Below are 26665 nucleotides of genomic sequence, written 5' to 3' on the forward strand. Positions count from 1 at the left end.
TGGGGGAAAGCGCTTACCGGACGGCGTTCACCTAAGGTACGCCAGCCCGGGATGGACCTCGGTGTAGCCCTCGACCAGCCGGCGGGCCACATTGACGGAGTCGACGAGCGGGTGCAGCGCGAAGGCCTTCACCGCCGTCGCCCGGGAGCCGGAGTCGGCGGCGGACAGCACCTCGCGCTCGACGGCCTTGACCGCGCAGACCAGTCCGGTGGCGTGGTCGGGGAGCGGCTCGACGGTGACGGGGTGGGCGCCGTTGGCGTCGACGAGGCAGGGGACCTCGATGACGGCGTCGGTGTCCAGGACCGACAGGGTGCGCCGGTTGCGGACGTTGAGGATCAGGGTGGTGCGCTCGTCCCGGGCGATGGCCCGCATCAGGGCGAGGGCGACCTTCTCGTAGCCGCCCGACAGATCGTCCTCGTCGCGTTCGCCGGCGCCCGCCGTCTCGCGGTTCTCGGCCATGTAGGTGGCCTCGCGTTCGGCGCGGGTGTCGTCCCAGACCTTGAGGGCGGGGGCGTCCGGGTTCCGCATCTCGGCGTAGAAGCGGGCCTGCTGGTCGTGCAGGAAGGCGCCGCGGGTCTTCTCGGCCTGCTGGTAGGCCCGTACGGCCTCACGGTTGAAGTAGTAGTAGTGCAGATATTCGTTGGGGATCGCGCCGAGGGAGCGCAGCCAGTCGGTGCCGAAGAGCTTGCCCTCCTCGAAGGAGCCGAGCAGGTCGGGGTCGGCGAGCAGCCGCGGGAGTTCGTCGCGGCCGGCGATGTGCAGGCCGCGCACCCAGCCGAGGTGGTTGAGACCGACGTAGTCGATCCAGGCTTCCCTGGGGTTCCCGCCGAGCACGCGGGCGATGCGGCGGCCGAGGCCCACGGGTGAGTCGCAGATGCCGATGACGCGGTCGCCGAGGTGGCGGGACATGGCCTCGGTGACCAGGCCGGCCGGGTTGGTGAAGTTGATGACCCAGGCCTCGGGCGCGAGCCGGGCCACCCGCCGGGCGATGTCGACGGCGACCGGGACCGTGCGCAGGCCGTAGGCGATGCCGCCCGCACCGACCGTCTCCTGGCCGAGGACGCCCTCGGCCAGGGCCACCCGCTCGTCGTTCGCGCGGCCCTCCAGGCCGCCGACGCGGATCGCGGAGAACACGAAGTCGGCGCCGCGCAGGGCCTCGTCGAGGTCGGTGGTGGCGCTCACCTCGGGCGCGTCGGGGACACCGGCCGCCTGCTCGGCGAGGACCCGGGTCACCGCCGACAGCCGTCCGGCGTCCAGATCGTGCAGGACGACGTGGGTCACCCGGCCCTCGGCGTGGTCCTGGAGGAGCGCCCCGTACACCAGCGGCACGCGGAATCCTCCGCCGCCCAGAATCGTCAGTTTCACGTCTGCACCTTTCCCGCCACGACGACCTCGACGCCCGCCTCCTGCAAGGAGGCCCGCGTCGCCGTGTCGACCGGCGCGTTCGTCACCACCACGTCCAGGTCCTCAGGACCGCAGACCTTCGCCATCCCGTGTCCGGGGAACTTCGCCGTGTCGGCGAGCAGGGCGACCTTCTCACTGGCCTTGATCATGGCCCGCTTGACCGGCACCTCCACGACCGTGGTGTCCATGACCTGTCCGCCGGGCCGTACACCGCTGGTGCCGAGGAAGAGCCAGTCGGCGTGGAGCTGGCGCAGGTTGTCCTCGGTGAGGAAGCCGACCAGGGAGCGGTACTCGCGGCGGACCATACCGCCGAGCAGGACCAGTTCGATGCCCTCGTCGTCGGCGAGTTCCTCGTAGACCACCAGGTTGCTGGTGATCACGGTGAGCCGGCGGCCGTGCAGCTGCCGGGCCAGGCGGTAGGCGGTCGTCCCGATGTCCAGCAGGACCGACTGGCCGTCCTCGATGAGCGCCGCGGCGCGCTCCGCTATGGCGTCCTTCTCGGAGACGCGCACCTCGGCGACCTCGGCGAAGGGCTGGTCGCCCTCCTCGACGACGGCGCCGCCGTGGACGCGGGTGAGAAGACCGTCTTCTTCCAGTTTGACCAGGTCACGCCTGATAGTGGCGGGGCTCACACCCAGCCGCTCGGAGAGGTCGGTCACAGCCGCGGGGCCTCCTGAGCGAAGGGCCCGCAGGATGAGTTGGTGTCGTCGTTCTGCCAGCACGGCCGGAACACTACTCGTCATCTTCAATCATTTCCATGCTCAGTTCTGCTCGGGTATTGACCAATCTCTCGGAGCAGCGCACGATTCCGGTCACGGAAATGAAGAGTTTTGACGATCTCTGTCGAACTCGAGCGAGAGGACACATCCGTGGACGACGACCGGCCCGATGTGCTGCTGACCGGGCTGCTCTTCTACGACCTCGTCCTCACGGGGCTCGGCAAGCCGCCGACACCCGGCGAGGAGATCTGGACCGAGGGCATGGGCTGCGGCCCGGGCGGCATCGCGAACCTCGCGGTGGCGGCCTCCCGCTTCGGCCTGAAGACCTCCCTGGCCACCGTGTTCGGCGACGACTTCTACGGCGAGCACTGCCGTGACGTCCTGTGCGACCAGGAGGGCGTCGACCTCTCGCTCTCCCGGACGGCGGACGGCTGGCCCACCCCGGTCACCGTCTCCGTCGCCTTCGGCCACGACCGCGCCCTGCTCACCCATGGCCAGGAGCCGCCGTACTCGCAGGACGCGCTGATGGGCGACCCGCCCGGCGCGCGGACCGCCCTGGTGCACCTCGAGGCCGAGCCGCGCGAGTGGCTCGCCAAGGCCGCCGCGAACGGCACGCAGGTCTACGCCGACGTCGGCTGGGACCCCACCCAGGAGTGGCCGACGGCTCTCCTGGAGCAGCTCGCGCTGTGCCACGCCTTCCTCCCGAACGAGACGGAGGCCATGGCCTACACCCGCACCGACAGCGCGGTGGCCGCGCTCGGCACACTGTCCGAGCTGGTGCCGGTCGCCGTGGTCACCCGGGGCGGGGACGGCGCCCTGGCCGTCGACCAGATCACCGGCGAGTACGCGGACGTGCCCGCCCTCGACGTCGACGTGCTCGACGCGACGGGCGCCGGGGACGTCTTCGGCGCCGCCTTCGTCACCGCCTCGCTCGGCGGCTGGCCGCTGGCGGAGCGGCTGCGGTTCGCGGTGCTCGCGGCCGGGCTGTCCGTCGGGCACCACGGCGGAGCCCTCGCGGCCCCCGGCTGGTACGGCGTGCACCGCTGGTGGCACTCCCTGACCGACCCCGAACTGAAGCGGTCGTACGGCTTCCTGGCCGACCGGCTCCCGGTGGACCCCGGGCCGGCTCTCGCGTACGCCCCCCTCACCCCGCCGGCCCCTCACACGTCCGTCGGCCCACGCGCCTCCGAACGGCGGCACTGATCCCCGCACCCCTCTCCACGTCGAACATGAACAACAGGAGTGACCCGTGGACCTTTCCCGCAGACGCTTCCTCCAGGCCGCCGCGTTCACCGCGGCCGCCTCCGGTCTGACCGTGGCATGCGGCAACGGCTCAGGATCGGCCGGCAGCAAGAACGGCAAGAGCCTCACCTTGTGGTACTGGGGAGGCGCGCTCAGCGACAAGGTGGTCGCCGAGGCGAAGACGCACTTCGCCAAGGAGGTGAAGCTGACCGCCGCCTCCATCGGCGGCGACTTCAAGTCGAAGCTCACCACCACCCTCGCCGCGGGCACCTCCGTGCCCGACATCACCGGCATCAAGGGCGAGGACATGGCGTCCTTCCTGCCCAACGCGAACCGCTTCCTCGACCTCAACGACCTGGGCTTCAAGGACATCTCGTCGCAGTACCTGGACTGGAAGACCAAGCTCGCGCGGACCGAGGACGGCAAGCAGATCGGCTTCCCGATCGACATCGGCCCCACCGCGCTGTTCTACCGGGCGGACCTGTTCGACAAGGCCGGGCTGCCCACCGACCCCGACAAGGTCGCGGCCCGGGCGGGGACCTGGGACGACTACTTCGCGCTCGGCACCGAGCTGAAGGAGAAGGTGCCCGGCACCTACCTGGTCAACAACATCGGCTCGGTGTTCAACATGGCGGTCGGGCAGGGCACCGAGCGGTTCATCGACAAGGACAACCGCTTCATCGGCGACCAGGACCACATCCGCAAGGCGTGGACCACCGCGGTCCGCCCCTACACCCTCGGTCTCGACGCCAAGATCAACGACAACAGCTGGAACGCGGCCGTCGGCAAGAGCCTGAGCACCGAACTCGGCGCCGCCTGGCACGCGCTGGACATCGAGCAGGCGGCCCCGAAGACCAAGGGCAAGTGGCGGGTCTGCGCGATGCCCGGCGGGCCGGCCAACCAGGGCGGCTCCTATCTGGCCCTGCCCAAGCAGTGCCGGAACCCCGAAGAGGCATTCAAGATCATCAGCTGGATCCTCAGCCCGGAGAACGACGCCCGCGGCTTCGCCGACGCCGCGATCTTCCCGGCCGCGCCGGCGGCGTACGCCATGCCGGCCATGACGGGCGGCGACCCCTTCTTCGGCGGGCAGAAGATCATCGAGGTGTTCGGCCCGGCCGCCAAGTCCATACCGGCCAGCTACGAGGCACCCGCGGACGCCGCCGTCATGGCCCCCTTCATGACCGAGCTGACCAGCATCGAGTCCAAGGGCAAGAAGCCCGACGACGCCTGGCACGACGCTGTCAGCCAGGCCAAGCAGATCGCCCGCCGCCAGGGGGTGAGCTGAGCGATGGCCTCACCTCCGGTCACCGGTCCCGCCGCGGTGCCCCGGCGCCACGGCGGGCCGGGCCCGGCCCGCTTCCGCCCCCGGCGCACCCCGCCGACGGGCGCCGCAGCGCCGAGACGTCGCGGTGTGCTGTCCTACTGGCGGCAGTACCTGGCGATCTCGCCCTTCTTCCTGATCTTCGGCATCTTCTCGTTCGTCCCGGTCTTCTACTCGCTGTACCTGGCCTTCCAGCGCTGGGACGGCATGGGCACCATCCAGTTCGTCGGCCTGCAGCAGTTCCGTTTCCTCTGGGACGACCCGGTCTTCTGGATGTCGATCCGCAACACCCTGGTGATCTGGGTCCTGTCCACCGTCCCCACGCTGTTCGGCGCCTTGGTGCTGGCGACGCTGCTGCACTCGGTGCGGCGCTTCAAGGGCTTCTACCGCATCGCCCTCTACATACCGAACGTCACCTCGATCGTCGCCGTGTCGATCTTCTTCGGCGCGGTGTTCAGCAACAACTTCGGCCTGGTCAACGCCATTCTGGGCACGGTCGGGATCTCACCCGTGCCGTGGCTGAGCAATCCGTGGCTGATCAAGCTGGTCATCGCGCTGCTGATGACCTGGATGTGGACCGGCTACAACATGATCATCTATCTGGCCGGCCTCCAGGCCATCCCCACCCAGATCTACGAGGCGGCCAAGCTGGACGGCGCCGGTCCGATCCGCACGTTCTTCCAGATCACCATGCCGATCATGCGGCCCATCATCCTGTTCACCGTCATCATCTCGACCATCAACGGCCTGCAGAGCTTCAGCGAACCCCAGGTCCTGTTCGGCAGCAACGCCGCCAACCCGAACCTCGGCGGTCCCGGCCAGGCGGGCCTGACCACGCTGCTGTACTTCTACCAATCCGCCTTCGTCAACAACGACTACGGCTACGGCGCGGCCATCGTATGGGCCTTCTTCGTACTGATCATGGTGCTGGTCGTCATCAACTGGCGCGTCGTGCAGCGCGGGAGGAAGTCATGACCGCAGTGGTCAAGAGGCGGTCACGGCGCCCCAAGGGCCTCACCGCGCACATCGTCCTCGCCCTTGCCGTGCTGATCTCGATCTTCCCGTTCGTGTGGACGATCGTCATGGCGACGAACACCACCGAGGACATCTACAAGAGCCCGCCGAAGCTGACCTTCGGCTCCCATCTGCTGGAGAACATCCGGCATGTGCTCGACACCATCGACTTCTTCGGGTCGATGCTGAACACGCTCCTCGTCGCCTCCGTGACCACCGTCCTGGTCCTGTTCGTGGACTCCCTGGCCGCGTTCGCCTTCGCCAAGTTCGACTTCCCCGGGCGCAAGGTGCTGTTCGCGATGCTGGTGGGGTTCATGATGCTGCCGCTTCAGCTGGCCGTCCTGCCGCAGTTCATCCTGATGTCGGACATCGGCTGGGTCGGCACGCTCAAGGCGCTGGCCCTGCCCGCCCTCGCCAACGCCTTCGGCATCTTCTGGCTGCGCCAGTACATCGAGAACGGGGTGCCGGACGAACTCCTCGACGCCGCGCGGATCGACGGGGCGGGGTTCTTCCGGCAGTACTGGAACATCGTGCTGCCGATGATCAAGCCCGCGCTGTCCTTCCTGGCCATCTACGCCTTCGTCGGTGCCTGGAACGACTACATCTGGCCGCTCGTCGTGCTCACCGACCCGGGCCATCTCACGCTGCAGGTGGTGCTCGCCCAGCTCCACGTCGGCCACACCACCGACTACAGCATGGTCATGGCCGGTGTGCTCATGGCGTCCCTTCCGCTGGTCATCGTCTTCACCCTGTTCGCCCGCGGGTTCATCGCGGGCGCCACGGAGGGAGCGGTCCAGGGGAGTTGACGCGCCCCAAGGGGCGCGGGGCTGTGTCTATATACGGCTCCGCCGCGTGGGCGCGACCAGCCACAGCGGACGCGCAGCCGAGAACCGGCAGCCGGTCCCGAGCTCTCAGGACAAAAGAGAGGCACCCAGTGACGGACGTCAGCTCCGAGGCCCCACGCACCAAGGTCCTCGTCGTCGGCATGGACGGACTGCGCTACGACCGGCTGGCCCGCTCCGCGTCCGCGGCACCCGTGCTGCACGCCCTGATGGCCGCGGGCGCCGTCGGCACCAGCCTGCTGCCGTACGGCGAGGCGGACGGCCAGGCCGAGGACGGGCCGTCGACCAGCATGGCCTACACCGACTCCGGGCCCGGCTGGTCGAGCGTGCTGACCGGGGTGTGGCCCGACCGTCACGGCGTGACCGGCAACGACTTCACCGGCGCCGACTACACCCGGTACCCCGACTTCCTCAGCCGCGCCGTGGCGGCCCGGCCGGGTCTGCGCACCGCGGCCGCGGTGTCCTGGCCGGAGCTGGTCCGGCGCGGAGTCCTCGGCCCCGCGATCGGCCGGCGGGTCCACTACGACGGCGAAACCGACGGCTACGCGAGCGCGGACCGCCGCGTAGCCGACACCGCGGCGGGCTGGCTCACCCAGGACGACCCGGACGTGGTGTTCGTGTACTTCGGCGCCACCGACGAGGCGGGCCACGCCACGGGCCCCCTCTCCCCCGCCTACGCTCACGCGCTCCTCGCCCAGGACGCGCACCTCGGACGGCTGCTGGAGGCGATCGACGCCCGGCGCTCGGACCCGGCACGCGCCGAGGAGCGCTGGACCGTGCTGGTGACCACGGACCACGGTCATCTCGACTCCGGCGGCCACGGCGGTGACACGCGTGCCGAGCGGGAGGTCTTCGTCGTCCTCGCCGAGCCCGGCGGGCCCGGAGGCGTCCGGCTCGACTCGCCCCGCCTCGTCGACATCGCCCCCACGGTCCTGGACCGTCTCGGCATCCCCGCCGACCCCGCCCGGGGCCTGGCGGGCCGTGTTCTGCCCCGCCCCACCGCACCGAATCCGGAATGGTCATGACCGACGCATCTCTCGATCCCCTGCTCGCCCTGCGCCCCTGGGAGGCGCCCGAGGTCACCTCTTGGCGGCGTCTGCCGATGAACGCCGTCGACCGGCGGGCCGGGGCCGTCTCCCTCGACGGCGACTGGCGCTTCCAATTGCTGCCCGCGCCGGACGCCCCGCTCGGGGAGGTCTGGTCGTCGGCGTACGTGCCCGGCGTGTGGACCATGCAGGGCACGGACGACCTGCCCCGGTACCTGAACATCCGCATGCCGTTCGCCGAGTTCCCGCCCGAGGTGCCCGCGGCCAACCCGACCGGCGTGTACGAGCGGGCGGTGGACGTGCCCGCCGAGTGGGCCGGGCGGCGGATCGTGCTCCAGGTCGGGGCCGCCGAGAGCGTGCTGCTGGTGCATGTGGACGGGCGGCCCGTCGGCATCTCCAAGGACTCCCATCTGGCCGCCGAGTTCGATCTGACGCCGGTGCTGCGCCCCGGGCAGCTGGCCGGCCTGCGGCTGACCGTCGTGAAGTGGTCGGACGCCTCGCACATCGAGGACCAGGACCACTGGTGGCACGGCGGGATCACCCGCTCGGTGCTGCTGTACGCGCGCGACCCGCTGCATCTCGCGGACGTGGCGGTACGGGCCCGGCGGGACGGCGACCTGCGCGTGGACTGCCGGGTGCGGGACACGGACGGGGCGCTGCCCGAAGGCTGGTACGTCAGCGGGGAACTGGACGGGCAGCTGCTCACCCAGGACACGGAGTTCGACCGCGCGAACGCCGAGGACGAGCGCGTCTCCGCCTTCCTCGGCGAGGCCCGGCTGCGCGCGGCCGTACCGGACGTGCGCACCTGGACCGCCGAGACGCCCGAGCTGTACGGGCTGACCGTACGGCTGCACCGCGCCGACGGCACCGTCGCCGACACCTCGCACCACCGGATCGGCTTCCGTGACGTCGAGATCTCCGGCCGGGACCTGCTGGTCAACGGCGAGCGCGTGTTCATCCGGGGCGTCAACCGGCACGACTTCCATCCGCTGACCGGCCGGACGGTGTCGTACGACGACATGCGCGCCGACCTCGTCCTGCTGAAGCGGTTCGGCTTCAACGCGATCCGCACCGCGCACTACCCGAACGACCCGTCCCTGTACGACCTGGCCGACGAGCTGGGTTTCTACGTCGTCGACGAGGCGGACATCGAGTCCCACGACCACGCGCACGAGATCGCCGACGACCCGCGCTATCTGGGCGCCTTCGTCGACCGGGTCGCGCGGATGGTGCTGCGCGACAAGAACCACCCGTCGGTCATCATCTGGTCGCTGGGCAACGAGTCCGACTACGGCGCGGGCCACGACGCGGCGGCGGGCTGGGTCCGCCGGCACGACCCGGCCCGGCGGCCGGTGCAGTACGAGGGCGCCGCCAAGCTCGGCTGGGCCGATCCGGACCTGGCCTCGGACATCGCCTGCCCGATGTACGCGCCGCTGCAGGAGTGCCTGGCGCACGCCATGTCCGGGACCCAGACCAAGCCGCTCATCCAGTGCGAGTACTCGCACGCCATGGGCAACAGCAACGGCACGCTGGCCGACCATTGGGAGGCCATCGAGGCCACCCCGGGTCTTCAGGGCGGGTTCATCTGGGAGTTCTGGGACCACGGCATCCTCCAGCGTGTGAACGACGGCAGACCGGCCGGGCGTGGGGGCGCCGGGCTCTATGACAACGGTGTCGCCGCGCCCGGGCATCGCTGGGCGTACGGCGGCGACTTCGGGGAGAGCGACCACGACGGCGCCTTCATCGCCGACGGGGTGGTCTTCCCCGACCGCACCCCCAAGCCCGTGATGTTCGAGCACCGGGAGATCGCCGCGCCGGTGCGGATCGAGTGCTTCCGGCACGAGGGCATCGTCCTCGGCAACCACCAGCACTTCCGCGGCCTGGACTGGCTGTCCGGCGAGTGGGAGCTGTCCCTCGCCGACGGCGGCACCCTGACCGCACCCGCCGAGCTGCCCGATCTGCGGCCGGGCGAGACGGCCGCCGTACCGCTGCCGTTCGAGCTGCCGGACGACGGCGGCGAGGCCTGGCTGACGCTGCGGGTCACGACGGCCCGGGACGAGGCCTGGGCGCCGCGCGGCACGGTGGTGTGCCTGCCGCAGGTGCGGCTGCGGGCCGCGGAACCGGTGCGGCATACCCCGGTCGCGAACCGCCCGGTCGACGTCGACGAGGACGGGCTGCTGGTCCATCCGCTGCTGGCGGCCGCGCCCACGCTGTCCCTGTGGCGGGCGCCCACCGACAACGACGAACTCGGCGGCATGGCGGGCCGCTGGCGGGACTGGGGGCTGGACGCGCCCACCCGGAAGGTCGTCGCCGTACGGCGTGACCCGGGACGGGTGGCCGTCGTCACCGACCATCTCTGCCCGGGCGGGACCGTCCGGCACGAGCAGGTGTTCACGGCCGTCGAGGGCGGGCTGCTGGTGGAGGAGAGCGCCGAGCTGCCCGAGGCGCTGGACGACGTGGCCCGGGTCGGGTCGGTCTTCGAGACGGCACCCGGGCTGAATCTGCTGGAGTGGTTCGGGCAGGGCCCCTGGGAGTCGTATCCGGACCGGGGCGCGGGCGCGCCCGTCGGCCATCACGGTCTGCCGGTGGACGAGCTGTTCACGCCCTATCTGCGGCCGCAGGAGAGCGGCGGGCGGCACGGCGTACGGCGGTTCACGCTGTCCGCGCCGGACGCCACGGGGCTGTCGGTGCGGCTGGACCGGCCCTGCCAGGTGTCCGTGACCCGCCATCGCGCGGCCGACCTCGCCTCGGCCGCTCATCACGACGAACTGGTGCCGCGTGCCGGGTGCGTGGTGCACATCGACGCGGCGCACCGCGGGCTGGGCACGGCGTCGTGCGGCCCCGACACCTTCGCTTCCTATCTCGTCGCGGCCGGCGTCCATCGCTGGAGCTGGACGCTGCGCGTTCTCTGACACTTCCTCCCTGTCACCCCTTACGGAGCACCCGTGTGCACTTCGCATGACCACGACCCGGGCGAGGCGCCCCAGGCCGGAGCCGGCAGACGCGGTTTCCTTCGCGCCACGGCGCTGCTCGGCGTGACCGCCGGGGCGGTGGCCGCGCTGCCGGCCGTCACCGCCGGGGCGGCGCCGTCGGGCCGGCGTCCCGATCCGCGCAGCCGCCGCTTCACACTCGCCGTGATGCCGGACACCCAGTACCTCTTCGACGGGCCGAGCATCGACAAGGCGCCGGTGGAGGCGTCACTGCGCTATCTGCTGGAGCACGGCAAGGAGGAGAACCTCGTCTTCCTGTCGCATCTCGGGGACCTCACGCAGAACGGCGCGAAGGAGGAGTTCGCGGCGATCGGCGAGGCGTTCGAGCTGCTGGACCGGCGGGGCGTCGGCTACAGCGTCCTCGCCGGCAACCACGATGTGAAGTCCTCGACGACCGACCAGCGCGGGGCGACGCCCTATCTGGACGCCTTCGGTCCGCGGCGCTTCCAGGGGAAGCCGACGTTCGGCGGCGCCTCCCCCGACGGCTACAACACCTTCCACCTGTTCACGGCGGGCGGCCGGGAGTGGCTGGTGCTGGCGCTGGACTGGCGGCTGTCGCCGCAGGGATACGCGTGGGCGAAGGAGGTCCTGGCGAAGCATCCGAAGACGCCGGTGATCCTCACGACGCACGAACTGGTCGTCGAGGACGACTCCCTGTCGGAGTACGGGCAGCAGCTCTGGGACCAGCTCGTCGAGGAGCACGACCAGATCTTCCTCGCCCTGGGCGGCCACTACTGGCCCGCCGCCCGCGCGACGCGGAAGAACGCCGCCGGGCACGACGTCCATCTGCATCTGACGAACTACCAGAACCGCTACTTCGGCGGCGCAGCGATGATCCGCCTCTACCGCTTCGACCTGGACCGGAACGTCATCGACGTGGAGACGGTCTCCCCGTGGATCCTCGGCCGGGCGGGGAAGGGGCTCAACGAGCTGGAGCGGCAGGAGATGGAGCTGAGCGGCGACGCCGACCGGTTCTCCGTCGAGATCGACTTCGAGCAGCGTTTCTCGGGCTTCGCCCCGGTGCCCGCCCGGCCTGCCAGGCCCGCCGCGAAGCTGCTGCTGCCGGGCACGATGGCGTACTGGCGCTTCGAGAAGCCGGTGGACGGCACCGTCCGCGACCTGTCGGGGCGGGGCAACGACCTCTCGCTCGTCACGGTGGGCGGCGGCGCGCTCGGCTGGTCGGCGGACCACCACCCCGACCAGCCGGGCCACGGCAGCCTGGAGTTCCAGGGGTTCAAGTCGCCGCTGAAGGGCGCCTACCTGCGCACGGTCGACGGCGCCCCGCTCAACTCGGCGACTTTCAAGGACGGCTACACCATCGAGGCGTTCTACCGGCTGCCCGCCGACTGGGACCCGGACCACAACGCCTGGTCGGGTCTGGTCTCGCGCACGGGCACGGGCGGCGCCGCCGGCAAGACCGCCGACGACCCGGACGAGCCGCTGGCCACCCTGTCGCTGTCCAACGACCGTGAGCCGCAGTGGGCGATGCGCCCGCTCAACCAGCAGGGCATCGCCACCAACTGGGCCCAGGAGACCCCGCTGGAGACCTGGTGGCACCTCGCGGTCGTCAACGACGGCAGGCACAGCACGCTGTATGTCGAGGGCTGCCCGGTGCTCCGCAACCCCAGGGCGGCCTCCGTCGGCATCACCTCCGTGGGGCTGCCGTGGCTGCTGGGCGGCTACGAGTACGGCGGCAGGATCGACCAGATCTTCCACGGCCGGCTCGGCGACGTCCGGATCGTCGCCCGGGCGCTGCCCGTCACCTCCTTCATGAACCACTGAGATCCCGAAGGGCTTGTCGATCATGACCGAGCAGCAGCTCCCCGCCTGGGCCGATCCGTCCGTCTCCCCCGCCGCCCTCGATGCGCAGGGCGTCTCCCGCCGCGGGCTCCTGCGCCGCGCGGGCCTGTTGGGCACCGCGTTCGCCCTGGGTTCGGCGGCGACCACGCAGACCCCCGCCCTGGCCGCCGGTGAGAGACGGCCGGGCGGCGAGGATCCCCGCCTCGCCTATCTCGTCGGCGACCACCACGTCCACTCCGTGTACAGCCACGACGCCAAGTACACGTTCTCCCAGCTGGCCGCCGCGGGCGCGAAGTACGGCCTGGACTGGATGGTGTTCACCGAGCACTCCAACTTCGGCCACGCCGATTACGGTGCCGCTCTGGAGCACAAGGAGATCCTGAAGGCGCGTGCCGAGAACCCGCGTCAGCTGATCTTCCAGGGCCTGGAGTGGTACATCCCGGCCGCCGAGCACTGCACGGTGTTCACCACGCCCGGACGGCACGAGGTCGATCTGCTCACCCGCTTCGAGCGCGCCTACGACGGCAAGCTGCTCGGCTACGACAAGGGCGGCCCCGCCGACGCGGACACCGCGCGCAACGAGGCCCATGCCGTCAAGGCGCTCAAGTGGCTCTCCCAGCAGCGTCGTTCGGGCCATGTCGACGACATCCTGGTCCTCGCCAACCACCCCCTGCGCCTGGGCATCGACTCCCCGCACGAGATGCGCGCCTGGCGGGACGCCGCGCCCGAGATCATGATCGGCATGGAGGGCGCGCCCGGTGCCCAGGGCGCCGCCATACCCGGCTGGCGGGGTGCCACCTCGATCCGCGGTGAGTACGAGAACAAGCCGTCCGCGCAGTCCTGGCCCGGCTACCCGGCGGAGGCCTATCTGACGTACGGCGGCTTCGACTGGGCGACCGCGACCGTCGGCGGTCTGTGGGACTCGATGCTCGCCGAGGGGCGGCTGTTCTCGGTCACCACCAACTCCGACGCCCACCGGATCGTCTTCGACACCTGGAAGAACGGCGACTGGCCGGCCGGGCAGACCTTCGACAGCACCGGCAAGCTGCCCGACCCGGTGAACACCGACACCCCGCAGCCGGGCAGCGACTTCTGGCCCGGCCAGTTCAGCCGCACCCACGTGGGCGTGACGCGCTACGGCTACGGCGCGGTCATGGCGGGCCTGCGCGCGGGCCGGGTCTGGCTGGACCACGGGCATCTGCTCGACGGACTCGACGTACGGCTGACCCGGGAGCGCGACCGGGGGCGGGGCGTGACGCTCGGCGGGCGGCTGCGCGTGCGCAAGGGCGAGAAGCTCACGCTGCACATCACCGTGACGACCGCCTCGCGGCCCAACCCGCAGGGCATCCTGCCCGAGTTGGCGCATGTGGACGTCATCCGGGGCGCGGTGCGCGGCCCGGTCACCGACCGCGACACCTGGAAGGCCCCGGACACCCGGGTCGTCCGGACGCAGGACGTCTCCGGCCGCAAGGGCACCTACACCCTGCGCGTCCCGCTCACCGCCGGGGACGAGTCCTTCTACGTCCGGCTGCGCGGCAGCGACGGCAAGCGGAACGGCACCGGCTACCTGGGCGCCTCGGTCGACCCGCACGGGCCGGTCCCGCACGCGCCCGGGGACGGTGACCCGTGGGCGGACACGTGGTTCTACGCGAACCCGGTGTTCGTCGACGTCGTGGGGTCCTGACCCCGGGTACCAGCAGGTCACGGAGTGATCCGGCGGAGGTACGGTGGGCCGCGTGACCGGTGAAGAGTCGCTGCGGCCCCAGTCCCTGATGCTGACGTTCCTGGGCGACCAGGTGCTCGGGCGCGACGTGTGCGTGTACTCGGGCAGTGTCATCGACGTGTTCGCCCGGGCCGGGATCGGCGAGCAGGCGACCCGCTCGACGCTGACCCGCATGGTGGGCCGTGACCTGCTGCGCCGCCAGCGTGAGGGCCGCCGGATGTACTTCGGGCTGACCGAGCGCTCGGCGGCGGTGCTGCGCGACGGCGAGCGGCGCATCTGGCAGACCGGCGCCGTCAACCGGCACTGGGACGGCACCTGGACCCTGCTCGGCTTCTCCCTGCCCGAGTCCTGGCAGCGCCAGCGCCACGACCTGCGCTCCCAGCTGACCTGGAGCGGCTTCGGGCCGCTGTTCAACGGCCTGTGGATCGCCCCGGGCGAGGTCGACGTGTCGGCGCTGGTCGCCGAGCTGGGCCTGTCCGCCCATGTGAAGGTCTTCCGGGCCCACGCGGACACCGGCATGGACATCGGCCAGATGATCGAGGAGACCTGGGAGCTGTCCGACCTGGCCGGGCTCTACGAGGGGTTCGTCCGGCGCTGGCAGCCCTGGGAGGACGACCTGCCCGACGCCGACGACGCCCTGGTCCTCCGACTGCGGCTCCAGACCGAGTGGCTGCGCATCGTCCGGCGCGACCCGCGCCTGCCCGTCAGGCACCTTCCGGACGACTGGCCGGCGGACCAGGCCGAGAAGACGTTCCGGTCCGTGCACGACCGGCTGTCACCGCTCGCGCGTGACGCCTCGGAACGCCTGCTCGACCTGGTGCCGGCGCGGCCTCAGGCGTAGAACCGCGACAGGCTCTGCAGCACCGCCGCCGGCTTGGCGCCGCCCTCGATCTCGATGGCGCCCTCGACGGTGATCTGTACGCCGCCGGGCACCTCCTCGACCTCGGCGAGCCCGGCCGTCAGCCGGATGCGGGAGCCGACCTTCACGGGTGAGGGGAAACGCACCTTGTTGAGGCCGTAGTTGACCTTCGTCGTCACGCCCTGGACGTCCAGCAGCTCGGTGAAGAGCGGGATGAAGAGCGAGAGCGTGAGGTAACCGTGGGCGATGGGAGCGCCGAAGGGGCCCTCCTTGGCCTTCTCGGGGTCGACGTGGATCCACTGGTGGTCACCGGTGGCGTCGGCGAAGGTGTCGACCCGCTCCTGTGTGACCTCGATCCACTCGCTGGTGCCGAGGTCGCTGCCCGCGAGCTTCTTCAGTTCGTCGAGGCCGTTGACGGTGATGCTCATTCAGCTGTCCTTCGCTAGGAGTCGGTGCCGTAGCGCTTGCGCACACGGGATTTCAGGAGCTTTCCGGAGGCGGTGCGCGGGAGTGCGTCCGCGACGACGACCGACTTCGGGATCTTGTACTTGGCGAGATGTCCCGCGAGCGAGGCGAGCACCTCGTCGGGGTCGAGCGCGGCGCCCTCGCGGGGGACGACGACCGCGCGCGGCACCTCGCCCCACTTGTCGTCCGCGACGCCGATGACCGCGCACTCGACGATGTCCGGGTGGGCGAGGAGCCGGTCCTCGATCTCGGCGGGGTAGATGTTCTCCCCACCGGAGATGATCATGTCCTTGATGCGGTCGACGATGTGGACGTAGCCGTCCTCGTCGACCTGGGCCGCGTCGCCGCTGCGGAACCAGCCGTCCGCGAAGGACGCGGCCGTCTCCTCGGGCAGCCCCCAGTAGCCGGGCATGACGTGCGGTCCGCGCACCACGACCTCCCCGACCTCGCCGACGTCGACCGGCGCGAGGTCGGGCCGTACGACGCGTACGTCGCTGAAGAAGTGCGGCACGCCCGCCGAACCCGCCTTGCTGACGGCATGCTCGGCGTCGAGGAACAGCGTGCCGGGCGCCGCCTCGGTCATGCCGTAGCCCTGGAGGAAGGTGAGGCCGCGCTCCTGGTAGGCCGCGATCAGCGGGGTGGGGACCGGGGAGCCGCCGCAGGTCAGGATCCGCAGCGAGGAGAGGTCCGCCCCCGGCCAGCGCGGGTGCCTGGCCACCTGGTCGAACATCGTCGGCACGCCGAACATGAAGGTGATCCGGTGCCGCTCGATCAGATCGAAGGTGGCGTCCGGGTCGAAGGCCTCGACCAGGACGCAGGCGCCGCCCTTCAGCAGGACCGGCAGCGTCAGCATGTTCAGGCCGGCGGTGTGGAACAGCGGGGCGGAGACCAGGGCGCGTTCGTCCGCGATCAGGTCGGTGTCGACGAGGACGTTGACCGCGTTCCAGGTGAGATTGCCATGGGTGAGCATGGCGCCCTTGGGACGGCCGGTCGTGCCCGAGGTGTACATGATGATGCAGGTGTCGTCCGGAGCGACCGGTGTGTCGATGGGCTCCTCGGAGGCCGACGCCAGCGCCTCCTCGTACTCGGCGCCCACCTCGGCGTACGTACGCACATCCGTGCTGCCCGGCAGGCCCGCGACCAGGCCGGAGTGCGAGGGGCCGTAGACGAGGGCCTTGGCGCCGGAGTCGGCGAGCTGGTAGGCGATCTCGGGGCCGGCCAGGCGCGTGTTGAGAGGGACGAAGACCGCGCCGAGCGTGCCGGCCGCGAACAGGGTCTCCAGATAGGAGGGGTGGTTCGGGCCGAGGTAGGCGATGCGGTCGCCGCGCCGGATGCCCCGCTCGCGCAGGGCGTGGGCGAGGCGGGTGGTGCGCCCGTACAGGGCGGCGTAGGTGCGGGTGGTGTCGCCGTGGATCAGGGCGGTGCGGTGCGGGGTCTTGCGGGCCCGGCGTGCGGGCCATGACCCCAGTCCCTCGTTGCGCATGTCACGCCCCTTACGGTTTCGTCAGCCCGAGCAGGCGGGCGGCGTTCTCCTTGAGGATCTTCGGCCGGACCTCTTCCTTGATCGTCAGCTTGTCGAAGTCGGCGAGCCAGCGGTCGGGGGTGAGGACGGGGAAGTCGGAGCCGAAGAGGACCTTGTCCTTCAGCAGGGTGTTCGCGTACTGCACGAGCTGCGGCGGGAAGTACTTGGGCGACCAGCCGGAGAGGTCGATGTGGACGCCCGGCTTGTGCGTGGCGACGGCCAGGGCCTCGTCCTGCCAGGGGAAGGACGGGTGCGCCAGGATGATCTTCAGATGCGGGAAGTCGGCGGCGACGTCGTCCACGTGGAGGGGGTTGGAGTACTTGAGGCGGATGCCGCCCCCGCCGGGCACACCGGCGCCGATGCCGGTCTGGCCGGTGTGGAACAGGGCGATGGTGCCGGTCTCCTCGATGACCTCGAAGAGGTCGTAGGCGACCGAGCGGTCGTTGGGGAAGAAGCCCTGGATGCTGGGGTGGAACTTGAAGCCCTTCACCCCGTACTCCTCGACCAGGCGGCGGGCCTGCTTGACGCCCGCCTTCCCCCGGAAGGGGTCGATGGAGGCGAAGGGGATGAGGACGTCGGCGTTGGCGGCGGCCGCCTCGGCGACCTCCTCGTTGGGGACGGGCGGGGTGCCGGTGGCGGACTCGGCGTCGACCGTGAAGATCACGGCTGCCATCTTCCGCTCGCGGTAGTACGCGGCGGTCTCCTCCAGGGTCGGCTTCCGCTTGCCCTCGACCTTGAAGTAGGCGGAGGAGGCGTCGTGCAGGTCGTCGTCCAGGGAGGAGTGGCCCTTGGAGGACACCTCCGCGTGGGTGTGGACGTCGATCGCGACGAGGTCGTCTGCGTTCATCGAGGGGGCCATCACGCCTCCGGGAACTTCGGCGCCGGGATGCCGACCGACTGGGGTTCGGCACCGACCGAGGTGGGCCAGGCGTCGGCCAGGGCGCCGGGGGTCCAGCCGCCGTCGGCGTACGCCGCCCTGATCTCCTGCGGATGCGACCAGAGTGCCACCTTGTCGCCGCCGATGCCGATGGCCTGGCCGGTCACCCCGCGTGCCGCCTCGGAGGCGAGGAAGGGGACCAGGGCCGCGCAGTCCTCCGGGGTGCCGAAGCCCTCGCCCTTGCGCAGGAAGTCCGGCAGCGGCTCGCCGTCGCGCATGGCCTCGATGTACGGGGCGAAGGCCGGGATGGTCTCGGTCATCGCGGTCGCGGCGACCGGCACGATCGCGTTGACGGTGATGTTGGCGCGGCCCAGCTCCATGGACCAGGTGCGGGCCATCGCGGCGATACCGGCCTTGGCGGCGGCGTAGTTCGTCTGGCCGAAGTTGCCGCGCTGCCCGGCCGGGGAGCCGACCAGGATCAGGGAGCCGCCCTCGCCCTGCTCGCGCATCCGGACGGCGGCGGCGCGGGCGCAGGTGAAGGTGCCCTTGAGGTGGGTGGTGATCACCGCGTCGAAGTCCTCGTCGGTCATCTTCCACAGCACCTTGTCGCGCAGGATGCCCGCGTTGGTGACAAGGACGTCCAGCCGGCCGAACTCCTCGACCGCGCGGTTCACCAGCCGCTCCGCGGCCTCGGAGGTGCCGACCGGGACGACCTCGGCGACGGCCTTGCCGCCCGCTTCGGCGATGGACTTCACGGCCGCCTCGGCCACGGCCTCGTCGACGTCGTTGACCACCACGGAGGCGCCGTGGGCGGCCAGGGCATGGGCGTAGGCGAGGCCGAGGCCCCGGCCGCTACCGGTGACGACGGCGACCTTGCCGGAGAGATCGATGCTGGGCACGGGTGGGTCCCTTCACGAGCTGATGCGGGTGGCGCTGCTTCGAGATCGAAGCTAAGAGCAATAATTGTTGACGTCAATAGTTGTTGATGACCCACGGGTGCGAGATGCTGGGGATCCCAGGAAGCACCGAGCACAGGGAGCCCGTCATCGCACGCCAGAACGTCACCCCGAAGCCCATCGACGCGCACGAGCCGTGGATGCGCGGGCTGCACGCCGACACGGGCTATCTGCTGTACCGCCTGGGCCTGCGCTCCGGGCAGCTCTTCAACGCCTGCCTCCAGGAGTCGGGCGTGCGACTGCGCCACTACGCGGTGCTGCGCTTCCTCGCCACCACCGAGGGCGCCCTCCAGCGCGAGCTGAGCACCCGGCTCGGCTACGACCCGAGCGCGATCGTCGGCCTGGTCGACGACCTGGAGAAGCAGGGCTTCGCCGAGCGCCGCCCCTCCCCCGATGACCGCCGCAGCCGGATCGTCGTCCTGACCGAGAACGGCCGCGCGTTCCTGCGCGACACCGACGAGGCCGGACTGCGGGTGACCAACGAACTGCTGGGCCCGCTGGAGGACGCCGAGCGGGAGACGCTGCACGCGCTGCTGCTGCGGATCGCGGAGGACGGCCTGAACTGATGTTGTGCAAATGATTGACTGCTGCACGATGGATGCATAACTTCACGGGCTATCCGAGACCCGTCCCCAGGGAGCTCCCCGTGCAGCCATCCCCCTCAGCCGACCGAACCACCCCGGATTCAAGGCAGTTGCGCCGTGTGGCCGTCTCCGGCCTGCTCGGCACGACCGTCGAGTTCTACGACTTCCTCGTCTACGGCACGGTCGCCGCGCTCGTCTTCGGCGACCTGTTCTTCCCCCAGGCCGACCCGGCCGTCGGCACCATCGCGGCGTTCGGGACCTTCGCCGCCGGCTATCTCGCCCGCCCGCTCGGCGGCATCGTCTTCGGCCACTTCGGCGACCGGATCGGGCGCAAGTCGATGATGCTGGCGACCATGGTCCTGATGGGCCTGGGCAGCTTCCTCATCGGCCTGCTGCCCACCTACGACGCGATCGGCGTCTGGGCGCCGATCCTGCTCGTCGCGCTGCGCGTCGTGCAGGGCATCGCGATCGGCGGCGAGTGGGGCGGCGCGATGCTGATGGTCGTCGAGCACGCCGAGAAGACGCAGGGCTCCCGGCGCGGCCTGTGGTCCAGCTTCACCCAGCTCGGCGCCCCGCTCGGCTCCGTGCTGTCGGCCGGTGTGGTCACCCTCGTCGCCTCACTGCCCGACGACGACTTCCGCTCCTGGGGCTGGCGGGTGCCGTTCCTGCTGAGCATCGTGCTGCTGGCCGTCGGGCTGTTCGTACGTCTGAAGGTCGCCGAGAGCCCGCTGTTCGCGCAGGCCAGGCGCGAGCCGGTGGACAAGCCGCCGATCGTGGAGGTGCTGCGCCGCCCGAAGCCCGTGCTGCTCGCCGCGTGCGTCGGCATCGGCGCGTTCACCACCCAGTCGCTGCTGACGAGCTTCATGATCTCCTACGCCGTCGGCGAGGGGTACACCCGGCCGCAGGTGCTGACCGCGGTGACCGTCGCCTCCTGCGTGGCCCTCGCCGTCCTGCCCGCCGCGTCCGCGCTGTCGGACCGGGTCGGCCGCCGGCCCGTCGTGCTCGCCGGCGCCCTCGCCTCGGCCGCGCTCGCCTTCCCCGTGCTGGCCCTGGTCGACTCGGGCTCCCCCGGCCTGCTCATCCTCGCGCTCGCCCTCGGTCACGGTGTCGCCCAGTCCACGATGTACGGGCCGCTGGGCGCGCTGCTCACCGAGATGTTCGGCACCCGCGTCCGCTACACCGGCGCCTCCCTCGGCTACCAGGCCGCCACCCTGATCGGCGCCGGATTCTCCCCGCTGATCGCCGGCAGCCTCCTCGCCTCCTACGGGGGTGGCAGCACGCCGGTCTCGCTGCTGCTGTGCGCCGGCGCGGCGATCACCGCCGTCACCGTGTGGCGGCTGCGCGAGACGCACACCGACGCCCTGGACTCCCCCGCCGCCACCCCCACTCTGGAAGGAACCCCTCGTTGAGGATCCGCCTCGCTCTGCTGACCACCTGCCTGTCCCTGGCGACGGCCCTGCCCGCGCAGGCCGCCGGCGCCGACGACAGCCATCTGGAGGGCAAACTCCCCTCCGGCGCCGCGTACATGATGGACGTACCCGCGTCCTGGAACGGCACGGTGCTGCTGTACAGCCATGGCTACTCCCCGGCCGGGGCCCCCAACCCGGCCCAGAACACGCCGCGTCCGGCGGTCCGCGACAAGCTGCTGGCCGAGGGCTACGCCCTGATCGGCTCCTCGTACGCGACGAACGGCTGGGCGATCACCGAGGCGGTGCCCGACCAGCTCGCCACCCTGGACCTGTTCACCGAGAAGTTCGGGGCGGCCCGGCGGACCCTCGCCTGGGGCACCTCCTACGGCGGTTTCGTCACGACCATGCTCGCCGAGCGGCACGCCGACCGCTTCGACGGCTCACTGTCGATGTGCGGGCTGGTGCAGGGCGGCGTCGCCAACTGGAACAGCACCCTGGACCCGGTGTTCGCGCTGCGCACACTGCTCGCCCCGGGCTCGGGCATCCGGCTGGCGGGATTCGCCGACCAGGCGGAGGCGGTCGCCGCCGCCAAGTCGCTCACCACGAAGGTCGACGCCGCCCAGCAGACCCCGCAGGGCCGGGCCCGGATCGCCCTCGCCGCCGCGCTGCACAACATCCCCGGCTACAACGACGCCTCACAGCAGAAGCCGGGCCCCACCGACTGGGGGACCCAGCAGTCCAACCAGTTCACCGCCGTCCGGGGGCTGCTGCAGATGCCCGCCTTCAGCTGGCGGCAGGAGGCGGAGAGCCGGGCGGGCGGCAACCCGTCCTGGAACACCGGCGTCGACTACACCGCCCTGCTCGGCCGGTCCCCGCTGTACAAAGAGGTGACCGAGCTCTACAAGGAGGCGGGACTGTCCTTGCGCGGCGACCTCTCGGCCCTCGGCCGGGCACCCCGGATCTCCGCCGACCCCTCGGCCGTGGGGTGGATGCGGAAGACCAGCGTGCTGTCCGGCCGGCTCTCCGACCCCCAGCTCACCATCCACACCACGGGTGACGCGCTGATCCCGGTGCAGGCCGAGAGCGCCTATCGGCGGGCGGCCACGGCCGGGGGCTCCGCGGGGCTGCTGCGCCAGGCGTACGTCGACGGACCGGGCCATTGCACCTTCACCACCGGCGAGACCCTGGCCGCCCTGGACACCCTGGAGGACCGTCTGGACACGGGCCGCTGGGACGTGTCGCCGGGCGCGCTCAACTCCCGTGCGGGGCAGGAGGACCCGACGACCGCGGCCCGCTACGTCCCCTACCGCCCGTCCGCCTACCCCCGCCCCCACGACCTCGCCCACCCGGGAGACAACCGGCCATGACCGGCCCCACCGCGCCCGACCGGCTGCTGTCCGTGCTCGCGGCCTTCGACCACGAGCACCCGGCGCTGTGTCTGACGGACATCAGCCGGCGGGCCGGGCTGACCCTGACCACCGCCCACCGGCTGGTGGGCGCGCTCACCGAGTGGGGCGCCCTGGAGCGGGACGAGTCCGGCGTCTACCACGTCGGGCTCCGGCTGTGGGAGCTGGCCGCGCTGGCGCCGCGCGGCCTCGCCCTGCGGCAGATCGCGCTGCCGTATCTGGAGGACCTGTACGAGGCCACGCACGAGAACGTGCAACTGGCCGTGCGGGACGGGTCCGACGTCGTCTACATCGAATGGCTCTCGGGCCGGTCGGCGGTCGGCGTGCACATACGCGTCGGCGCCCGCTGGCCGCTGCACGCCACCGGCGTCGGACTCGCCCTGCTCGCCCACGGCGACCCGGAGTTCCAGCAGGAGTACTGCGCGGGCGGACTCGCCTCCTTCACGCCGTACACGATCACCGAACCGGCGCGGCTGCGGCGGGAGCTGGCCGAAGTGCGCCGCACCGGCGTCGCGGTGAGCGACCGTCAGATCACCGAGGACGCCCTGTCCGTGGCCGCGCCGGTACGGGCGGCGGACGGCACGGTGACCGCCGCCGTGTCCATCGTGGTGCCGCAGGCCGACGCCCAGGTGCCGGTGCTGGCCCCCGCGGTGCGGGTGGCGGCGCGGGGGATCTCACGGGCCCTGGGGTGGCAGCCGGAGCGAGCCCGTGGCGGAGTGCGCCGCGATGACGGAGAAAGCACTCGTGAGAGTGAACTTCCGTCTGTTCAGGGGCGAACGACCGCATAGTGATGTGAAAGGGAGGCGCGGAATCGGTACCCGACCAGTGCCCCGCCCTCCCGACCGGGGGGTCACCATGGAACCGCTCTTCCGCCTTGCCCTGCTGCGCCCCGCGATCGCACAGGATCCGGACGACGCCGGCATCGAACTGGCTCAGCAGACCGACTTCCAGCGTGCCCTGACCGCCGCGGCCGGTGCGGCGGACCCGCGCACCGAACTGCGGCGCGTGGTGGGCGAGTACGTCGCCGGACCGCTGTTCGTCGGACGGCCCGAGCAGGCTCCGCTGGCCAAGGAGACGGCGAGGTTCATGGCCGGGCTGGACCGGCTGCCCGCGCCGACGAGGGCTGTTGTCGACACCCGTCCGGGAGCCGCCGCGCCTCACCCGCCCTCGCTGCGGGACACGGTGATCGCCGCCGTCCGGGACGCGTTCGGCGCGGCCCCGGCCGAGGTGGTGCAGGGCGCGCCGTACAAGGACGCGGTGGCCCGGCTCCGGGACAGCGTGCTGGCCGTCAAATACCTGCCCGCCGAGCACACCAGGCCTCTGGAGGAACTGGTCCGCCGGCTGCGCCACCTGGAGATCGTCGCCCGCCTCGTGACGCACACCGCCTTCCCCGCCGCCGCGCGGGACCTGCGGCGCGCCCGCAGGCGCCCGGTGCGGCTGCCGGGTGCCACGGGCCTGGAACCCGTACTGTCCACCGTCGAGGCCGAGCGCCGGCGCCGGGAGAAGGAGGCCGAGGCGGCCGGGGAGCGACGGCAGCGCGCCGAGCGACTGCTCACCGTCTTCCGGCAGTTGCGCACCGCCATCGGTGAACTCACGGGGCTCGGCGGCGAGCACTTCAGCGTCTCCCCGCAGAACCGGTCGGACCAGGTGCTCCCGCCACCCGAGTACACCCCGCCCGCCGAACTGGCCCGCCAGATCACCTTCCACAGCCAACTCTCGGCAGCCAACCTGCGGGCCCTGGCCGGGGGTGGTGGAGGAGGCGGCGGTACGGGGGGTGGGGCTGGAACGGGCGGCTTCACGGGCGGTGGGGCCGACACAGGCCGCGCCGCGGGCGGCGGAAGCGGTGGAGTTCTCGGCGAGGCAGGGCCCGAAGCGCAAGGCGGCACCACGGGCAGCGGCACGGGAACAAGCCGCGCCACAGACGCCGGGGCCGGAACAAGCCGCGCCGCGGGCAGCGGAAGCCGTGGCGCTCACGGCGAGACAGGGCCCGAAACGGAAGACGGCACCACGGGCAGCGGCACGGGAACAAGCCGCGCCACAGACGCCGGGGCCGGAACAAGCCGCGCCGCAGGCAGCGGCAGCCGAGGCGCTCACGGCGAGACAGGGCCCGAAACGGAAGGCGGCACCACGGGCAGCGGCACCGGAACAAGCCGCGCCGCAGGCAGCGGCAGCCGAGGCGCGATCGGCGAGGCAGGGCCCGAAGCACAAGGCGGCGCCGGGCGCGCGGCGGTCGAGGAACCCGTTCCGAGCCCCCCGGAGCCCACCGCCGTGGCGGGTGCCGCGCAACTCGCCGGGCAGGTGTTCGGCGCCACGCCGGACCTCCTCGCCGGCACGCCCGGCTTCGTCCCGGCCCTGCTGGAGGACCTCGGCTTCCGGCTCCTGCCGGGGGCGGTGCAACAGCTGTCCGAGGCCACCCGGGCCCTGCTGACGGCACGCGGCATCGACGTCACGGCCACGCCCCTGGACCGGGTCGTCGCCCTTCTCCAGAGCGAGGCCGACGGGACGGCCGCGGAGCTGGAGAAACTGTTCGGCAGGCCGGCCAGGCGCAGCGTGCGGCGGCTCGGCGACACGCTGGTCACCACCTCCACTCCGGTGCCGTCCGTGTGGAACGCGATCAGCATCGGGGACCTGGACCCTGTCGAGCAGATCCCCTTGGAGGCCGACCCCATCCCCACCACGCAGGGCAGCGTGAAGCCGTCCGGCGTCGCGGACCTTCTCGTGGTCCGCCAGCAGCTCACCGGCTACGAGGGTGCCGACGTCGCCCATATCGAGAACGTCCTCAAGGGCGAGACCAAGCAGCGCGAGCACATCCGGCGCGAGGAGACCGAGCAGACCACCGTGACCGAGACGGAGACGATCACCTCCGAGGAACGGGAGCTGGAGTCGACGGACCGGTTCGAGATGAGCCGGGAGGCCAGTGCCGTCATCAAGGAGGACGCGGCCCTGAAGGCAGGGCTGACCGTCACCGGCAAGTACGGCCCCACGGTGGAGTTCTCGGCCTCCGCGGAGGGGTCCGTCTCCCGGTCGAAGGAGGAGGCGACCAAGTCGGCGTCGACCTTCTCCCAGGACGTCACCCAGCGCAGCGCCTCCAAGATCTCCGAGCGGGTGCTCCAGCGCACCACCCTGCGGATCACCACCGAGGTCACCGAGAAGAACACCCACACCCTCGACAACAGCCCCGGCATCGACCACATCTCCGGGGTCTACCAGTGGGTCAACAAGGTCTACCGGGCGCAGATGTTCAACTACGGGCTGCGCACCATGTTCGACTTCATGATCCCGGAACCCGCCGCGTTCCTGATCCACACCCTCCAGTCGGCCCACGCGGGAGCCGTCCAGGTGGACAAGCCGCCGGCGTTCACCCTCCAGGCGAACAAGATCGACGAGACCAACTACCACTACTGGGTGCAGGTGTACCAGGCGACGGATGTCACGCCGCCGCCCGAGATGTATGTGACCAGGTCCTTCGACTTCAAGGCGGGCGGCGGGGACAGCAGGACCAACTACAACCACTCGGGCCAGGTGACTCTCGACGAGGGCTATCAGGCGTTCCAGGCGTCCGTGGCCCGCTTGTGCAACATCTGGGAGGGGACGTACTCCCTGGATGTCGCCGTGGGCCGCCGGACCCATCGGTTCGGCCCTGAGGACGGCTGGGTGTGGATCACCATGCTGGACGAGGAGCAGGGATCGATCCCGGTCGCCGTCGACAGCTTCCGCCTCTCCCAGGTGGCGGTGGGCATCGAGATCAAGTGCCGGCGCACCGAGCGCGCGATGGAGAAGTGGCGGGCGGAGACCCACGCCAAGCTGACCACCGCCTACCGCGCCCGGCTCGCGGAGTACGAGGAGAAGCTCGCCGCGCTGACCTTCGACGCGGGAGTGGCCATCGAGGGCCGCAACCCGCTGGCCAACCAGGAGCTGATCGCCCACGAGCTGCGCAAGAGCTGCGTCAGCATCCTGACCAGGCAGCACTTCGACCTCTTCGACGCGATGAAGGGCGGGGCCGGCCAGGTCCCGCAGCTCGATGTCGACGAGGCCGCGGCGGAAGGCGCCTACGTCCGCTTCTTCGAGCAGGCCTTCGAGTGGGAGCATCTGACGTGGGTCGCGTATCCGTACTTCTGGGGACGGAAGAGCGAGTGGGACGAGCGTCTCGCCTACGACGACCCCGACCCGCTGTTCAACCAGTTCCTCAAGGCCGGGTACTGCCGGGTCACGGTCCCCGCGCGGCTCGGATTCGAGGGCGCCGTCGACCACTTCATGCAGTTCGGCGAACTGTGGCAGGGCGGCCCGCTCCCCGCAGTCTCCAGCCCTCTGTATCTGCCGATCGCCGAGGAGATCGCCGAGCGTCTCGACCGCCCGGGCGACGAGATCCCCCAGGGCGATCCGTGGACCGTGCGCATCCCCACCAGCCTGGTGCGGCTGCGCGAGGACGACCGGCTGCCCCGCTGGGTGCAGAACTCCGAGGGCGAGTGGGTCGAGGACTGAGACG

General features: G+C 71.2%; 20 protein-coding genes. 14 read left to right on the forward strand and 6 right to left on the reverse strand.

Annotated features, from left to right (window positions below; all coding sequences use genetic code 11):
* Nucleotides 1-27 precede the first annotated feature (27 nt).
* Nucleotides 28-1365, reverse strand: a complete 1338-nt coding sequence (locus tag NNW99_RS04695; RefSeq protein WP_215117423.1) for a 6-phospho-beta-glucosidase — start codon at nt 1363-1365, stop codon at nt 28-30.
* Nucleotides 1362-2126 (reverse strand): DeoR/GlpR family DNA-binding transcription regulator, encoded by a 765-nt coding sequence (locus tag NNW99_RS04700; RefSeq protein ID WP_215117424.1) that lies wholly within the window; start codon nt 2124-2126, stop codon nt 1362-1364. Before NNW99_RS04700 ends, NNW99_RS04695 begins: the two co-directional genes overlap by 4 nt.
* Before the next feature lie 147 nt (nt 2127-2273).
* Between NNW99_RS04700 and NNW99_RS04705 the strand changes: the two genes are divergently transcribed.
* The 9 genes from NNW99_RS04705 (at nt 2274) to NNW99_RS04745 (ending at nt 14942) form a co-directional block, all read left to right on the forward strand.
* Nucleotides 2274-3326, forward strand: a complete 1053-nt coding sequence (locus tag NNW99_RS04705) for a carbohydrate kinase family protein (protein WP_215117426.1) — start codon at nt 2274-2276, stop codon at nt 3324-3326.
* Between the two features lie 46 nt (nt 3327-3372).
* On the forward strand, nt 3373-4650 hold the full coding sequence (locus NNW99_RS04710; protein WP_215117427.1) for an ABC transporter substrate-binding protein: 1278 nt from the start codon (nt 3373-3375) through the stop codon (nt 4648-4650).
* 126 nt (nt 4651-4776) lie between these two features.
* Entirely contained in the window at nt 4777-5661 is an 885-nt protein-coding gene (locus NNW99_RS04715; protein ID WP_215124148.1) for a carbohydrate ABC transporter permease, read from the forward strand.
* Entirely contained in the window at nt 5658-6506 is an 849-nt protein-coding gene (locus NNW99_RS04720; RefSeq protein ID WP_215117428.1) for a carbohydrate ABC transporter permease, read from the forward strand. The genes NNW99_RS04715 and NNW99_RS04720 overlap by 4 nt, the downstream gene beginning before the upstream one ends.
* A 179-nt stretch (nt 6507-6685) precedes the next feature.
* Complete coding sequence (locus tag NNW99_RS04725; protein WP_215124149.1) at nt 6686-7567, forward strand: alkaline phosphatase family protein; 882 nt, start codon at nt 6686-6688, stop codon at nt 7565-7567.
* A complete protein-coding gene (locus NNW99_RS04730; RefSeq protein WP_215117429.1) occupies nt 7564-10500 on the forward strand; it encodes a glycoside hydrolase family 2 TIM barrel-domain containing protein in 2937 nt (978 codons plus the stop codon). Before NNW99_RS04725 ends, NNW99_RS04730 begins: the two co-directional genes overlap by 4 nt.
* 33 nt (nt 10501-10533) lie before the next feature.
* Nucleotides 10534-12360 carry a LamG-like jellyroll fold domain-containing protein gene (locus NNW99_RS04735; RefSeq protein WP_215117430.1) on the forward strand — a complete coding sequence of 609 codons (1827 nt, stop codon included), beginning with the start codon at nt 10534-10536 and terminating at the stop codon, nt 12358-12360.
* A gap of 22 nt (nt 12361-12382) precedes the next feature.
* Nucleotides 12383-14062, forward strand: coding sequence for a PHP domain-containing protein (locus NNW99_RS04740; RefSeq protein ID WP_215117431.1), 1680 nt, complete (start codon nt 12383-12385; stop codon nt 14060-14062).
* A 52-nt stretch (nt 14063-14114) separates the two neighbouring features.
* Nucleotides 14115-14942 carry a PaaX family transcriptional regulator C-terminal domain-containing protein gene (locus NNW99_RS04745; RefSeq protein WP_215117432.1) on the forward strand — a complete coding sequence of 276 codons (828 nt, stop codon included), beginning with the start codon at nt 14115-14117 and terminating at the stop codon, nt 14940-14942.
* Here NNW99_RS04745 and NNW99_RS04750 read toward each other — a convergent pair.
* The 4 genes from NNW99_RS04750 to NNW99_RS04765 are packed head-to-tail and all read right to left on the reverse strand — an operon-like array spanning nt 14933 to nt 18723.
* Nucleotides 14933-15388, reverse strand: a complete 456-nt coding sequence (locus NNW99_RS04750; protein WP_215117434.1) for a MaoC family dehydratase — start codon at nt 15386-15388, stop codon at nt 14933-14935. The genes NNW99_RS04745 and NNW99_RS04750 overlap by 10 nt on opposite strands.
* A gap of 14 nt (nt 15389-15402) precedes the next feature.
* Nucleotides 15403-16908, reverse strand: a complete 1506-nt coding sequence (locus tag NNW99_RS04755) for a long-chain fatty acid--CoA ligase (protein ID WP_215117435.1) — start codon at nt 16906-16908, stop codon at nt 15403-15405.
* Nucleotides 16909-16918: 10 nt separating this feature from the next.
* Nucleotides 16919-17794: an amidohydrolase family protein gene (locus NNW99_RS04760; RefSeq protein WP_215117436.1), complete on the reverse strand. Its 876-nt coding sequence runs from the start codon at nt 17792-17794 to the stop codon at nt 16919-16921.
* 11 nt (nt 17795-17805) lie between these two features.
* Entirely contained in the window at nt 17806-18723 is a 918-nt protein-coding gene (locus NNW99_RS04765) for an SDR family NAD(P)-dependent oxidoreductase (protein WP_215117437.1), read from the reverse strand.
* A 197-nt stretch (nt 18724-18920) separates the two neighbouring features.
* Here NNW99_RS04765 and NNW99_RS04770 point away from each other — a divergent pair, with 197 nt between their 5' ends.
* From NNW99_RS04770 to NNW99_RS04790, 5 genes are all read left to right on the forward strand, one after another.
* A complete protein-coding gene (locus tag NNW99_RS04770; protein ID WP_215124150.1) occupies nt 18921-19346 on the forward strand; it encodes a MarR family winged helix-turn-helix transcriptional regulator in 426 nt (141 codons plus the stop codon).
* 137 nt (nt 19347-19483) lie between these two features.
* Nucleotides 19484-20773: an MFS transporter gene (locus tag NNW99_RS04775; protein WP_251058074.1), complete on the forward strand. Its 1290-nt coding sequence runs from the start codon at nt 19484-19486 to the stop codon at nt 20771-20773.
* The gene (locus NNW99_RS04780; RefSeq protein WP_251057704.1) at nt 20770-22140 is read left to right on the forward strand and encodes a S9 family peptidase; all 1371 of its coding nucleotides are present in this window, start codon (nt 20770-20772) and stop codon (nt 22138-22140) included. Before NNW99_RS04775 ends, NNW99_RS04780 begins: the two co-directional genes overlap by 4 nt.
* On the forward strand, nt 22137-22967 hold the full coding sequence (locus tag NNW99_RS04785; RefSeq protein WP_251057705.1) for an IclR family transcriptional regulator: 831 nt from the start codon (nt 22137-22139) through the stop codon (nt 22965-22967). The genes NNW99_RS04780 and NNW99_RS04785 overlap by 4 nt, the downstream gene beginning before the upstream one ends.
* Nucleotides 22968-23034: 67 nt before the next feature.
* Nucleotides 23035-26661, forward strand: coding sequence for a hypothetical protein (locus NNW99_RS04790; protein ID WP_215117440.1), 3627 nt, complete (start codon nt 23035-23037; stop codon nt 26659-26661).
* Nucleotides 26662-26665 lie beyond the last annotated feature (4 nt).

Source organism: Streptomyces sp. CRCS-T-1, assembly GCF_024442335.1.
Taxonomy (GTDB): Bacteria; Actinomycetota; Actinomycetes; order Streptomycetales; family Streptomycetaceae; genus Streptomyces; species Streptomyces koelreuteriae.